The organism is Streptomyces sp. NPDC059002 (assembly GCF_042740435.1).
In the GTDB taxonomy this organism is placed as follows: Bacteria; Actinomycetota; Actinomycetes; order Streptomycetales; family Streptomycetaceae; genus Streptomyces.
Genome location: NZ_JBHYJI010000059.1, coordinates 26,448 through 39,485, shown reverse-complemented (window position 1 = coordinate 39,485; position 13,038 = coordinate 26,448). Strand labels below are relative to the sequence as shown.

The 13,038-nt window shown below is 72.3% G+C and carries 9 protein-coding genes and 1 pseudogene; 5 read left to right on the top strand and 5 right to left on the bottom strand.

All coding sequences use genetic code 11. From position 1 onward, the window contains the following. Positions 1 to 16 precede the first annotated feature (16 nt). Genes ACFWZ2_RS35235 through ACFWZ2_RS35225 form a run of 3 tightly spaced genes read right to left on the bottom strand, consistent with a single transcriptional unit; the run spans position 17 to position 3,969 of the window. On the bottom strand, positions 17 to 451 hold the full coding sequence (locus ACFWZ2_RS35235) for a DUF742 domain-containing protein (protein WP_384552790.1): 435 nt from the start codon (positions 449 to 451) through the stop codon (positions 17 to 19). 9 nt (positions 452 to 460) lie between these two features. Further along, positions 461 to 901 carry a roadblock/LC7 domain-containing protein gene (locus ACFWZ2_RS35230; RefSeq protein WP_384552788.1) on the bottom strand — a complete coding sequence of 147 codons (441 nt, stop codon included), beginning with the start codon at positions 899 to 901 and terminating at the stop codon, positions 461 to 463. Next, a complete protein-coding gene (locus ACFWZ2_RS35225) occupies positions 898 to 3,969 on the bottom strand; it encodes a nitrate- and nitrite sensing domain-containing protein (RefSeq protein WP_384552786.1) in 3,072 nt (1,023 codons plus the stop codon). Before ACFWZ2_RS35225 ends, ACFWZ2_RS35230 begins: the two co-directional genes overlap by 4 nt. 452 nt (positions 3,970 to 4,421) lie before the next feature. On the opposite strand from ACFWZ2_RS35225, the gene ACFWZ2_RS35220 reads away from it, so the two are divergent. Beyond that, positions 4,422 to 4,961: a hypothetical protein gene (locus ACFWZ2_RS35220; protein WP_384552785.1), complete on the top strand. Its 540-nt coding sequence runs from the start codon at positions 4,422 to 4,424 to the stop codon at positions 4,959 to 4,961. Positions 4,962 to 5,422: 461 nt separating this feature from the next. Here the strand turns inward: ACFWZ2_RS35220 and ACFWZ2_RS35215 are convergent. Both ACFWZ2_RS35215 and ACFWZ2_RS35210 read right to left on the bottom strand, forming a co-directional pair. Then, positions 5,423 to 6,634, bottom strand: a pseudogene (locus ACFWZ2_RS35215) (NAD(P)/FAD-dependent oxidoreductase); the annotation flags it as partial. Beyond that, on the bottom strand, positions 6,631 to 6,966 hold the full coding sequence (locus tag ACFWZ2_RS35210; RefSeq protein ID WP_384552783.1) for a bifunctional 3-phenylpropionate/cinnamic acid dioxygenase ferredoxin subunit: 336 nt from the start codon (positions 6,964 to 6,966) through the stop codon (positions 6,631 to 6,633). The gene ACFWZ2_RS35210 and the pseudogene ACFWZ2_RS35215, both read right to left, overlap by 4 nt. Before the next feature lie 187 nt (positions 6,967 to 7,153). On the opposite strand from ACFWZ2_RS35210, the gene ACFWZ2_RS35205 reads away from it, so the two are divergent. The 4 genes from ACFWZ2_RS35205 (at position 7,154) to solA (ending at position 13,034) form a co-directional block, all read left to right on the top strand. Continuing rightward, entirely contained in the window at positions 7,154 to 7,984 is an 831-nt protein-coding gene (locus ACFWZ2_RS35205) for an IclR family transcriptional regulator (RefSeq protein ID WP_384552781.1), read from the top strand. Positions 7,985 to 8,241: 257 nt separating this feature from the next. Continuing rightward, positions 8,242 to 9,327, top strand: a complete 1,086-nt coding sequence (locus ACFWZ2_RS35200; RefSeq protein WP_384552779.1) for an S-(hydroxymethyl)mycothiol dehydrogenase — start codon at positions 8,242 to 8,244, stop codon at positions 9,325 to 9,327. Beyond that, positions 9,324 to 11,777 (top strand): FAD-dependent oxidoreductase, encoded by a 2,454-nt coding sequence (locus ACFWZ2_RS35195; RefSeq protein WP_384552777.1) that lies wholly within the window; start codon positions 9,324 to 9,326, stop codon positions 11,775 to 11,777. Before ACFWZ2_RS35200 ends, ACFWZ2_RS35195 begins: the two co-directional genes overlap by 4 nt. Positions 11,778 to 11,864: 87 nt before the next feature. Further along, on the top strand, positions 11,865 to 13,034 hold the full coding sequence (solA, locus tag ACFWZ2_RS35190; RefSeq protein ID WP_384552775.1) for an N-methyl-L-tryptophan oxidase: 1,170 nt from the start codon (positions 11,865 to 11,867) through the stop codon (positions 13,032 to 13,034). Positions 13,035 to 13,038: the final 4 nt, after the last annotated feature.

The window sequence follows — 13,038 nt, the reverse complement described above, 5'->3', positions numbered from 1 at the left end:
CCCGCTTCCGCGCTGTTCAGAGCGCCCGGAGGCCGTCGATCACGTCGCGCAGAATACTCTCGTCCGGTAGCTCGGCGGGGGGTACGGGGCGGGTCACGTGCACCAGTTCGTCGTCGACGAGGTCCCCGATGAGGACGCGGACGACGCCGATCGGCAGATCGAGTTCGGCCGCCAGTTCGGCGACCGACTGAGGGCTGTCGCGGCAGAGTTCGACGATGTCCACATGCTCCGGAGAGAGCGTCTGGTCGGCCTCCGGGTCGTCGGTGAGACGGGTCTCCGCGATGACGACCGCGATCAGGTCGAGGCGGTGCTGGCCGGGGCTCGTCGTGCGGCCGCGGGTCATGGCGTAAGGACGCACCACGGGACCGGCGTCGTCGTCGAACCAGCGGGGGGTCTCCTGTGACCCCTGTGATCTCTGTGTTCTCTGCGTCCCTCGACCGTCGTCGCTCATGACCTCCCACTACCCCCCGGCGGGCAGGTCCGTGCGCGGCGCCGACCCCAAATGCACGCCCACTCTCTTGACCAGCAGCGTCATTTCGTACGCCACCAGGCCGACGTCGGAGTCCGCGTCCGAGAGGACGGCGAGGCAGCTGCCGTCGCCCGCCGCCGTGACGAAGAGGAACGCGTCGTCCAGCTCGACGACGGTCTGCCGGACCCGGCCCGCCTCGAAGTGCCGGCCCACGCCCTTGGCGAGGCTGTGGAACCCGGAGGCGACGGCGGCGAGATGCTCGCTGTCCTCTCTGGTCAGGTTCTTGGACACGCCGGTGGGCAGACCGTCGCCGGAGAGGACGAGCGCCTTGCGGATGCTGGCGACGCGCTGCACCAGGTCGTCGAGGAGCCAGTTCAGCTCACCCGGCCCCCCGGTCGTGGCGGTGCGTGCGTCGGCCTTCGGTGCGGTCATCGACCGTCCCCCTCTGTGGTTCCTGGTGCTGAGCCGTCCGTGGCGGTGTCGCCCGCGGCGTTCTCGTCCCGGCCGCGCTGCCAGCCCCGCTGGAGCGAGGCCATGCGGCTGCGTACCTCGTCCGCGTCGCGCTCCTCCGGCCTGGTCTCGGCGCGGTCGGAGCGGCGGTCGGGACTGTCCTTCAACTGCGGGGCGAGGCTGGCCTGCCGGACTCGGCGGGGCAGTCCGCCCAGGGTGGTCGTGTCGTTCCTGTCCTGGTCGGTGTGCACGTCGCGGTGATCGGTGGTCCGGTCCGTGCGGTCGGTGGTCCGGCCCGGGTCCACCGCGGTGACGGGCGGCCGGACGTCGGTGCGGTCCTGGGTGCCGCGGCCCTGGAGTCCGGTGCGGCGGCCGCGCCTCGGCAGCTCCGGCGACGTGTCGGCGCCGTCGGTGGCCGTGACGTCCCGGTGCGGCGGGGACAGGTCGGGCCAGGCGGACTGCGGCTCCGGGCGGCGCGGCAGGTCGAGGCCGCCGGACGCGGTGCGGTGCGCCTGGCGTCCGCCCGCCGTGCCCTCCGGGCTCTCCGGACGCCGGGTGCGCCCGGGTGTCTCGTCCTCGGCCGCCGGGTCGAGCGGCCTGTCGCCGAACGGTCCGCCGTCCTGCGGTCGGCCATCCTGCCGTCGGGCGTCCTGCGGCCTGCTGTCCGGCGGCCTGTTGTCCGTGGGACGGCTGTGCGTCACGGGGCGGCCGTGCGAGCTGACCAGCTTGGGGGTCCTGCGGCGCGGCAGCGGCACGGGACCGTCGGAGTAAGCGCCGTCGGCGGTCTCTTCGGTGGCGGGGCCCGCCGACGCGTCGGGGCGGGTGGGCTCGGTGCGGCCCGCCTCCCGGTCGTCGCGGGCCTGTTGGTGCTGCTCCCCCGGTGTGCCCGCCACCCGGCGTCGCGGCCGGAAGAGCCCGCCGATCTCGCTGTCCTCGTCGCCGAGCGCGCCCGGGAAGGAGTCGAGGTCCGCCATGCCGACGGGGGCCTCCAGCTCGACAGGGCCGTCGAGGACGGAGGCGGGGAGGCCGGGGAGCTGCACGGGCACCTGGGAGAGCGCCGCCGTGCGGTCGGCCGCCTTGTCGGCACCGACGGCGGGGTCCTTGGGCTGCGGCCGGTCGAGCCGGAAGCCGACGCCGTTGGTGTCGGGCACGTCATCGGTGAGCAGGTTCTCGGGGATGAACACCACGGCGGTCGTACCGCCGTACGGAGAGGGCTGCAGCGAGACGCGGACGCGCTGGCGCTGCGCGAGCCTGCTGACCACGAACAGGCCGAGCCGGTCCGTGTCGGACAGTTCGAACTCGGGCGTCTCGGCGAGCCGCAGGTTGGCGTCGAGAAGCGCGTCGGCGGCCATGCCGAGGCCGCGGTCGTGGATCTCCAGGGTGAAGCCGTTGGCGACGTGCTCGCCCAGGACCTGCACGGCGGTGTGCGGGGGCGAGAACACCGTGGCGTTCTCCAGGAGTTCGGCCATCAGGTGCGTGAGGTCGGCGACGGCGGGCCCGGTGACCGCGATGCGGGGCAGACGGCGCACCTCGATGCGCTCGTAGTCCTCGACCTCGGCCACGGCGGCGCGGACGACGTCCATGAGCTGGACGGGCTTGCGCCACTGCCGGGAGGGGGCGGCTCCGGAGAGGATCACCAGGCCCTCGGCGTGCCGTCGCATGCGGGTGGTCAGGTGGTCGATGCGGAAGAGGTCGGCGAGCTCGTCGGTGTCCTCCGTGCGGCGCTCCATGGTGTCGAGGAGCGTGAGCTGCTTGTGCAGCAGGACCTGGCTGCGCCGGGCGAGGTTGACGAACACCTCGGAGACGCCGCGGCGCAGGTCGGCCTGTTTGACGGTGGCTTCGACGGCGGCGCGCTGCAGGGTGTTGAGCGCCTGGCCGACCTGCCCGATCTCGTCCTTGTCGTACGTCAGCCGCGGCGCCTCCGTCTCCACGTCCACCTGCTCGCCGGCCGCCAGGCGGCGCAGCACGCCGGGCAGTCGGACGCCGGACGCCTCGTGGGCCTCCAGGCGCAGGCGGCGCAGGTCGCGGATGAGGCTGCGTCCGATGCGTACGGACATGAAGAGCGAGACCAGCAGGGCGAGCAGGCCGAGGACACCGGCGATGACCGCACGGACGATGACGCCGACGGTGGCCGGTTCGACCCGGTCCTGGAAGCGGTCGGCCGCCTCGATGTTGCGTTCCGCGAGCTCCTTGAGGACACGGCTCGCCGACTCGTCCCAGTGCGCCGACGTCACCGCGCGCGGGGTGCCGGGGGCGGACGCGATGACGTCCTCCTCGGCCTTCCTCAGCTGGGTGGTCTCGGCGCCGTTCCAGAAGCGCTCGTAGCGGTCCCTGTCGTCCTCGGGCAGTTGCGCGAGGTTCACTTCGTTGAGGAGTTCGCGCTGTGCCCGCAGCTCGGCGATCTGCTGGATCTCGGGCTTGGTGACCCGCCGCGCGACGAGGGCGGAGCCGAGCAACGCGTCCTCGCGGGACAGCAGTTCACGCGCGCGTGAGACACCGACGAGAGCGCGGCCCTGCTGGTCGAGGCCCACGTCGTCGAGGCCGGCGAAGCCGTTGAGCGTGGTCAGGAAGCCGAAGCAGGGGTCGACCAGCTTCGAGTACATCTTCAGGGCGCCCGCGCGCGTGATCGTGCCCTCTTCGACGGTACGACGCAGCGAGTCGATGCCGTCGAAGGCCTCGACGAGCGCGGTGAGTTGCTTGTCGGAGTCGCCCTCGACGTCGTCGCGGACGTCCGGGTCCTCGGCCTTGTCCCGGACCGTGGCGATCAGGTCGTCGGTCGCGGTGCGGCTGCGGCGCAGCGCGGCGAGGGCGTCGGACGCGCGCGGGTCGGCGAGGTAGACGAGGGTCTGGCGGCGCTCCTCCTGGACCACGCGGATCGTGTCCTCGATGGGATAGCCGAGCTTGTCGACGACGTACGACGCGCCGAGCACACGGTTCGCCTCGCGACCGGTGATGACGGTGGCGAAACCCCAGATGGCGGTCAGGGAAACCAGCGGCACGAGCAGCAGTGCCACGATCTTCCGGCGGATGGACTTCCCGCGAAAGCGCATGGCCTCCCCCAGATCGGCCCCCTGCGGCCGGATCATGGGCCAGGGGCACACATGTGCGTCAACAAACGGCGCGAGCCTACTACTGACCCACGGGCAACTCGAAGGCGCATCCGAGCGCTTTTCAGCCGTGACGCGAAAGGGACGTCCCTAGTTGTCCCTCCATTACGGGAGATTGCGTCCCAGCATGTGCGGCATGCCACCCGGCCTCATCCCCCCTTCCCCGCACGCCAGTTGGCCGGAATTCTTCGCTTCACGGAAGCGGAGCGGGAATCTTTCCGATCTCCCGTTCGTCGAAGATGAAGAGAGTCGTGGATCTGTCGCGGACGGGGCATGGACCAGTCATGGACCATGAGCGAGCGACATAAAGCGCAGCAAAACGGGCAACCACTGGTGAGTTGGACCAGAACGCGCCCGGTGAAAGGCCGCGAGGCAGCGGGGGGAGTGACGAATCCATGGGCATGGCAGAGCACCACACGGCGTCCGGGGGCGGTGCGGCGGAAGAGGTCGCGGTGGCGCGGGGGGCGGCTTCACGGGAGCGGCGGGGGGCGGCTTCACGGGAGCGGCAAGGAGCGGCTTCGCGGGAGCGTGAGATCCCGGCGTACCGGCCGCCGTTGTGGGTCGAGGAGCCCGCGCGCAGGAGACGGCTGCCCGACCCCGTACGGACGGCCGCCGTGCGGGCGGTGATCATAGTGGCGCTCACCCTGGTGCAGGCGATGATCGCCTTCCTTGCGGCGCTCGCCGGTTCGTGGCTGTCCTTCCCCATGGTGCTGAGCAGCGTGGCCAGTACGGTCGTCGCCACATGGGGCGTCCTCGACGTGTGGGTGACCCGCCAGGTGTGGAACCAGCGGCATGGAGTCGTGTCGATGCCGAGCAGCACGGCGCGCCACCTGCGGCGCGAGCGGCGCCGGGCCCGTCGACAGGCCCGGGTCGAGGGACGCGGCAAGGTGCGCATACGCAGGCGGGGCGGAGCAGGCCAGTTGTCGCACTCCTGAGGTGGGACGCGGGGGTGCGGGGGGTGCGGGGGTGCGGTGCGCCCGGGTCAGGCACCTGTCGGCGCGGCCGCGGGGGCGGTGGGGGCCGGGGAGTTGGTGCGGGCCGGGGAGTCGGTGAGGGTCGGAGACTCGGCGCGGGCCAGGGAGTCGGCGCGGGCCAGGGAGTCGGTGCGGGCCGGAGACTCGGTACGGGCCAGGGAGTCGGTGCGGGCCAGGGACTCGGTACGGGCCGGAGGTTCAACGCGGGCCAGGGAATTGGTGCGGGCCAGAGGTTCAACGCGGGCCGGAGGTTCGGCGTATGCCGGAGACTCGACACGCGCCAGAGGATCGGCACAGCCCACATGCTCAACGCGACCCGCACCCTCGACGCGGCCCGCACCCTCGACGCAGCTCGCATACCCGACGCGCCCCGCACCCTCGACGCAGCTCGCATACCCGACGCGACCCGCACCCTCGACGCAGCTCGCCTCCCGCTCCCGTGCCGAAAGTTCCCTCCGCAGCTTCATGAACGGCCGGGCCCGGTCCACCGCGAGGGTCGCCGTCGTGCGGCCCGCCCGCTCGCAGACCGCGAGGAAGCCGCCCTCGCCGAGGGCCTCCGGGGAGCCTTCGACGATGCGGACGGTGTCGCCGTCCTGTCGGCGGCCCGCGAACTGGATGCGGGAGCCGTACTGGTCCGACCAGAAGTACGGCAGCGGGCGCGCCGCCTCGACCGTGCGTCCGGCCAGCAAGTTCCGTACGGCCACGCGGGGTTGTTCCGTCGCGCTCGTCCAGTGTTCGGCGCGGACGCCGCCGACGCGGGCGACGTCGCCGACCGCGACCACCTGGGGCAGCGCGGTGACACAGCCGTCGTCGCACCGGACGCCGTCGTCCACGGCGAGGGAAGAGCCCGCGAGCCACGCGGTGTTAGGGGTGGCGCCGATGCCGACGACGACCACGTCGGCGGGCAGCGTACGGCCGTCGGCGAGCTCCACGGCGGTGACTGCGGGCAGCGTCGCCTGGCCGGTGGGACCACCGGGCCGACCGAATCCGGCGCCCCCGCCCCGCAGCCCGGCCACGCCCACGCCGGTCAACAGCCGTGCCCCGCCCCGCTCATGGAGCCCCGCGCACACCGACGCCAGCTCGGGACCGAGTTGGGCGGCGAGCGGGAGCAGCGCGGCCTCGACGACCGTGACGTCGTGCCCGAGCGTCACGCACGAGGACGCGGTCTCGGCGCCGATGAAGCCACCGCCGATCACCACGACGCGGCGCGGCCCCAGGGTCAGTTCGGCGCGCAGCGCACGGGCGTCGTCGAGGCCTCGCAGGGTGTGGACGCCCGCGAGCGGGGGCCCGGGAAGCCGTCGCGCCGATGCCCCGGTGGCGACGACCACGCCGTCGCTCGCCAGGGTGCGTCCGTCCTCAAGGACGACGGCACGACTGCGTACGTCGAGCGCCCGCGCGCGTGTCCCGATGATCCACTCGGCGGAGAGTTCGGCGGTCTCTTCCGGGTCGGTGAGGGCGAGTTGGGCCTCGTCGGACCTGCCGGTGAGGAAGTCCTTGGACAGGGGCGGCCTGTCGTACGGCTGGTGCGGCTCGGCCCCGACGACGGTCAGGCGCCCGTCGAACCCCTGGGCGCGCAGCTCGCGCGCCGTGTACAGACCGGCGAGCGAGGCGCCCACCACGGTGACGGCCCTCATGCGGCGGATCCCTCCCCGGCGCTGCCCGCGTCGACGGCGAGGCGGACGTGGATCATGCCGTCCTCCACGTACACCTGGTGGGTGCGGACGGCCCGGCGGGCGGGCAGACAGGTCGGCTGTCCGGTACGGAGATCGAATGAGGCGGCGTGGAGCGGGCATTCGACCAGACAGCCCTCCAGCCATCCCTCCGACAGGGACGCGTCCTGGTGGCTGCATGTGTCGTCGATGGCGAAGAGCTCGCCGTCGGCGTTGAACACCGCGACGGGCGGCGTGGTGTCGAGACGGACGGACTCGCCCGCGGGGAGGTCGGCAAGGCGGCAGACGGGAATCATGGGCCCCCCTCTTGATGTCAATCGGCCCGGTCCTGGCCCCCTAGGGGTCAAGACCCTTCGGTAACATGATGTTTCACATGGCGCATGAGGGAGCGCTATGCGCAACAGAATCCGGTCGGGAAGCCGTCGCGTCAAGGGCTTCCCGAAGACGCGGCCCGACGGGCCGCCAGGTGGTGAGAGTCGAGATATGACCGGCACGCCGAAACAGGCTGATCAGAACAGTGCGCCGGGTGGCGGAGCACGGGAGAGGCAGGCGAAGGGAGCCGCCGGATCCGTCCAGTCCGTGGACCGCGCGGTGAGCGTCCTGGAGATCCTCGCGCGGCTCGGGGAGGCCGGAGTCACCGACATCGCCGACGAGTTGGGCGTGCACAAGTCGACCGCGTTCCGGCTCCTCGGGGTGCTCGAGAACCGCGGCCTCGTCGGGCAGGCCAAGGACCGCGGCAAGTACTTCCTGGGTGCGGGCGTACTCCGCCTCGCGGGGGCGGCGGCAGTGCGCATGGACATCTCCCAGGAGGGCGGCCCGGTCTGCCGCGAACTCGCCGACGAGCTGGGCGAGACGGTCAACATCGCGGTCCTGGACGACGACGCCGCGGTCAACATCATGCAGGCGCGCGGGCCTGCCTCGGTGACCGCGCAGAACTGGCTCGGCCGGCGCACCCCGCTGCACGCCACCTCCAGCGGCAAGGTGCTGCTCGCGCATCTGCCGACCACGCTGCGCGAGGGCCTGCTGGCCCGCACCCTGCCGCGCCTGACCGAGCACACGGTGACCGGCACGGTGGCGCTCCGCGCCGAGCTCGAGAGCGTCGTGGAGCACGGCTTCGCCATCGCCGTCGAGGAGTTGGAGGTGGGCCTCGCCGCCGTCGCCGCCCCCGTGCGGGCGCACGACGGCAAGGTGATCGGGGCGCTCAGCGCCTCGGGTCCGGTGTACCGGCTGACGGAGGACCGGCTCACCGAGCTCGCCAAGCGCACGGTCGCGGCCGCCGTCGAGCTCTCCCGGCGGATGGGGTACGGCTTCTGACCGGGCGCCGACGGGCGGGACGCGTGACGTGAACGAGGGCGGGGCCGGGATTTCCCGGCCCCGCCCTCGTTCGTGTCGGCCGCGTTTCCGTGCGCCCCCGTGGTTTTGCGAAGGGTTAACTCCACCCCCTTGACGGCTTCTTGATGGCGTTCCCACTATGTCTCTCATAGCGCAACCGATCGTGCAGTACGCAACAACGCCAACGCGCCGTACGCACCACGCCATCGTGCCGTGCGCAACAGCAGAGGAGCCTGGCCGTGCCACACGAGGTCCGTGCCGTCGTGGCCCTGAAGAGGGGCGCACCCGTCGAGGTGCAGACGATCGTCGTGCCAGATCCCGGACCGGGAGAGGTACTGGTATCCGTGCAGGCCTGCGGGGTCTGCCACACGGATCTGCACTATCGGGAGGGCGCGGTCAACGACGACTTCCCGTTCCTGCTCGGCCACGAGGCGGCGGGCACCGTCGACGCGGTCGGCGCGGACGTCGCCGATCTCTCCCCCGGCGACTATGTGATCCTCGCCTGGCGGGCGCCCTGCGGGGCCTGCCGTTCCTGTCTGCGCGGCCGCCCCTGGTACTGCTTCGACTCGCGCAACGCCGAGCGCACCATGACGCTGCTCGACGGCACGCCGCTGAGCCCGGCCCTCGGCATCGGCGCGTTCGCCGAGAAGACGCTGGTCGCCGCGGGGCAGGCGGTGAAGGTCGACCCGGCGGCCAGGCCGGAGGCCGCGGGCCTGATCGGCTGCGGCGTGATGGCGGGGTACGGGGCCGCGGTGCACACCGGCGGCGTGGGCCGCGGCGACACGGTGGCCGTCATCGGCTGCGGCGGCGTCGGCAACGCCGCGATCGCCGGGGCCTCGCTGGCCGGGGCCCGCCGCGTCATCGCCGTCGACATCGACGACGCGAAGCTCGACGGGGCCACCCGGTTCGGCGCCACCCACACCGTCAACTCGCACGGCACGGACCCGGTCGAGGCGGTCCGCGAACTCACCGGCGGTTTCGGGGTCGACGTCGCCATCGACGCGGTCGGCGTCCCCGCGACGTACAAACAAGCCTTCTACATGCGTGACCACGCGGGCGTGCTCGTCCAGGTGGGAGTGCCCGACCCGGAGACGGCGATCGAGCTGCCGCTGATCGACCTGTTCTCGCGCGGCGGCGCCCTCAAATCGTCCTGGTACGGCGACTGCCTGCCGACACGGGACTTCCCGATCCTCGTCGACCAGTACCTCTCGCGCCGTCTGGACCTGGGCGGTTTCGTCTCCGAGACGATCTCCCTTGAGCAGGTCGAGGAGGCGTTCGCCAGGATGCAGCGGGGCGAGGTGCTGCGATCGGTGGTGGTCCTGTGAGCCGCGCCGCGGGCGGGCCGCGGGTGGTCGTCATCGGCGCGGGCATCGTCGGCTGCTCCCTCGCCGACGAGCTGACCGCCCGCGGCTGGACCGACGTGACCGTACTGGAGCAGGGGCCGCTGCCCGCGCCGGGCGGCTCCACGTCGCACGCGCCGGGTCTGGTGTTCCGTACGGGACCCTCGAAGACGCTCACCGCGTTCGCGTCGTACACCGTCGAGAAGTTCAACGCCCTTGCGGCGGACGGTCGCTCCTGCTTCGACGCCGTCGGCGGCCTGGAGGTCGCCACGACGCCCGAGCGCTGGGCCGATCTGCACCGCAAGGCGGGCTTCGCCGCGTCCTGGGGCGTGCGCGACGCCGAACTGGTCGGGCCCGAGCGGTGCAAGGAGCTGTGGCCGCTCATCGACGAGACCAAGCTGTACGGCGGTCTGTACACCCCCGAGGACGGCCTGGCCCGCGCCGTCCCTGCCTGTCGCGCGCAGATGGAACGGGCACGCACGCGTGGAGCACGATTTCTCGACCGGCACACCGTGACGGGCATCGAGCGGGACGGCGAGAACCCCGGCCGCGTCACCGCCGTCGTCACCGACCGCGGCACCTTCCCCGCCGATCACGTGGTCTCGGCGGCGGGCTTCTGGGGGCCGGTGATCGGGCGGATGGCCGGCGTCGACGTGCCCCTGCAGCCGCTCGCCCACCAGTACGCGAAGACCCGGCCCCTGCCCGCACTCGCACGCCCCGGCGACCCGCGCGCGGAGGCATCGATGCCGATCCTCCGCTTCCAGGACAGGGACCTGTACTTCCGCGAGCACGTCGACCGCATCGGCATCGGTTCGTACGCCCATCGCCCGCTGCCCGTCGACCCGTTCGAGGTCCCGGCGTTCGACGACGCCGAGGAGATGCCGTCCTCGTACCCCTTCACCGAGGAGGACTTCGCGCCGAGCTGGGCGGACTGCCGCTGGCTGATCCCCGCCCTGCAGGGCACGGAGATCGACGAGGGGTTCAACGGCGTCTTCTCGTTCACGCCCGACGGGATGCCGGTGCTCGGCGAGTCCCGTGCGCTGCGCGGCTTCTGGCTGGCCGAGGCCGTGTGGGTCACGCACTCCGCGGGTGTCGCCAAGGCGGTCGCCGAGTGGATGGTCGAGGGGCGGCCCTCGCTCGACGTGCACGACTGCGACCTGACGCGCTTCGAGGACGCGCAGCGCACTCCGGCGTACGTCGCCGAGCGCGGTGCGCGGCAGTTCGTCGAGGTGTACGACGTCATCCATCCGCTGCAGCCCCTGGAGTCGCCGAGGCCGCTGCGGGTCAGTCCCTTCCACGCCCGTCAACAGGAGCTGGGCGCCGTCTTCCTGGAGGGCGGCGGCTGGGAGCGGCCGCACTGGTACGAGGCCAACGCCCCGCTGGCCGAGGGCATCGAGCTGCCCGGGCGCGACGCCTGGGCAGCTCGCCACTGGTCGCCGATCGCGGCGGCCGAGGCCCGTGCGACACGCGAAAGGGTCGCGCTCTACGACATGACGCCGCTGCGCCGCCTCGCAGTCACCGGCCCCGGGTCCCTCGCCTTCCTGCAGCGCATGACCACCAACAACCTCGCCAAGCGGCCCGGTTCGGTCACCTACACCCTGCTTCTCGACGAGGCGGGCGGCATCCGCTCCGACCTGACCGTGGCCCGGCTCGCGCCCGACCGCTTCCAGGTGGGCGCCAACTCCCCCGCCGACCTGGACTGGCTCCTTCGGCACGCACCCCGCGACGTGCACATCGCCGACATCACCCCGGGCACCTGCTGCGTCGGCGTCTGGGGCCCGCTGGCCCGCGCGCTCGTACAGCCGCTCACCCGTGACGACTTCTCGCACGAGGCGTTCGGCTACTTCAAGGCCAAGGAGACCGCCATCGGGCATGTCCCGGTGACGGCGATGCGGCTGTCGTACGTCGGTGAACTGGGCTGGGAGCTGTACACCAGTGCCGACCTGGGGCTGCGGCTCTGGGACACGTTGTGGGAGGCGGGGCGCGAGCACGGCGCGGTCGCGGCCGGGCGCTCCGCGTTCAACAGCCTGCGCCTGGAGAAGGGTTACCGCGCCTGGGGCCACGACATGACCACCGAACACGACCCCTACGAAGCGGGTGTCGGCTTCGCCGTCCGCATGGAGAAGGGTGATTTCGTGGGCCGCGCCGCACTGGAGGCGCTCGGCGCTCCCACGCGGCGGCTCACTCCCCTGCTCCTGGACGACCCGTCCGCCGTCGTCCTCGGCAAGGAGCCCGTCTACGTGGACGGCGCCCCCGCCGGACACGTCACCAGCGCCGCGTACGGCTACACCCTGGGGCGCTGTGTCGCGTACGCCTGGCTGCCCGTCCTGGACAGCGGAACGGGCGTGCACATCGAGTACTTCGGGGAGAAGGTGTCCGCGACGGTCGCCGACGAGCCCTTGTTCGACCCGAAGATGACCCGCATCCGCCGCTAGCCGCTAGCCGCTAGCCGCTAGCCGCTAGCCGCTAGCCGCCGCCAACTGCCGTACTCCGTCCGCCGTTCGCCCCTCCGGAGGAGCCCCGTGTCACCCACGTACGACGTCATCGTCATCGGTCTCGGCGGCATGGGGAGCGCCGCCGCCCACCATCTGTCCGCGCGCGGCGCCCGGGTGCTCGGCCTGGAGAAGTTCGGTCCGGTGCACAACCGCGGCTCCAGTCACGGCGGTTCGCGCATCACCCGGCAGTCCTACTTCGAGGACCCCGCGTACGTACCGCTGCTGCTGCGCGCCTACGAGCTGTACGACCGGCTCGAACGCGACACCGGGCGCGATGTCGCCACGCTCTGCGGCGGCGTGATGCTCGGCCGCCCCGAGAGCCGCACGGTGTCCGGCTCGCGGCTCTCCGCCGAGCGCTGGGACCTGCCCCACGAGATGCTCGACGCGCAGGAGATCCGGCGCCGCTTCCCCACGCTGACGCCGCGCGACGACGAGGTGGCGCTGTACGAGGCGCGGGCGGGCCTGGTCCGGCCGGAGAACACCGTGGCCGCACACCTCCAGCTGGCCACCCAGCGGGGCGCCGACCTGCACTTCGAGGAGCCCATGACGCGCTGGGAGCCCTACCGCGACGGAGTGCGTGTGCACACCGCCGAAGACACCTACACGGCCGGTCAGTTGGTGATCTGTCCGGGCGCCTGGGCGCCGGACCTGCTCACCGACCTCGGGGTGCCGTTCACCATCGAGCGGCAGGTCATGTACTGGTTCGAGCCGACCGGCGGGGTGCGCCCCTTCGTGCCGGAGAACCACCCGATCTACATCTGGGAGGACGCCGACGCCATCCAGGTATATGGCTTCCCCGCCATCGACGGCCCCGGGCTCGGCGCGAAGGTCGCCTTCTTCCGCAAGGGCACCCCCTGCACGCCGGAGACCATCGAACGAACGGTCCACGACCACGAGGTGACCGCGATGGCCGACCAGGTGGGCCGGCTGATCCCGGCGCTCCCCGGCCGCTTCCTCAAGGCCGCCACCTGCATGTACTCCAACAGCCCCGACGAGCACTTCGTCATCGCGCGGCATCCGGCCCACCCCGGTTCGGTCACCGTCGCGGCCGGATTCTCGGGGCACGGCTTCAAGTTCGTGCCGGTGGTCGGCGAGATCGTCGCCGACCTGGCACTGCACGGCCGCACGGATCACCCCATCGGGCTCTTCGACCCCAGCCGCCTCGCCGCCGCACCCGCTGCCGCCGCACCTGCTTGAGGAG

Bases quoted from the DNA above. Each gene is read 5' to 3' on its own strand.
- ACFWZ2_RS35235 (WP_384552790.1), bottom strand. From the start codon at position 451: ATGAGCGACGACGGTCGAGGGACGCAGAGAACACAGAGATCACAGGGG.
- ACFWZ2_RS35230 (WP_384552788.1), bottom strand. From the start codon at position 901: ATGACCGCACCGAAGGCCGACGCACGCACCGCCACGACCGGGGGGCCG.
- ACFWZ2_RS35225 (WP_384552786.1), bottom strand. From the start codon at position 3,969: ATGCGCTTTCGCGGGAAGTCCATCCGCCGGAAGATCGTGGCACTGCTG.
- ACFWZ2_RS35220 (WP_384552785.1), top strand. From the start codon at position 4,422: ATGGGCATGGCAGAGCACCACACGGCGTCCGGGGGCGGTGCGGCGGAA.
- ACFWZ2_RS35210 (WP_384552783.1), bottom strand. From the start codon at position 6,966: ATGATTCCCGTCTGCCGCCTTGCCGACCTCCCCGCGGGCGAGTCCGTC.
- ACFWZ2_RS35205 (WP_384552781.1), top strand. From the start codon at position 7,154: ATGACCGGCACGCCGAAACAGGCTGATCAGAACAGTGCGCCGGGTGGC.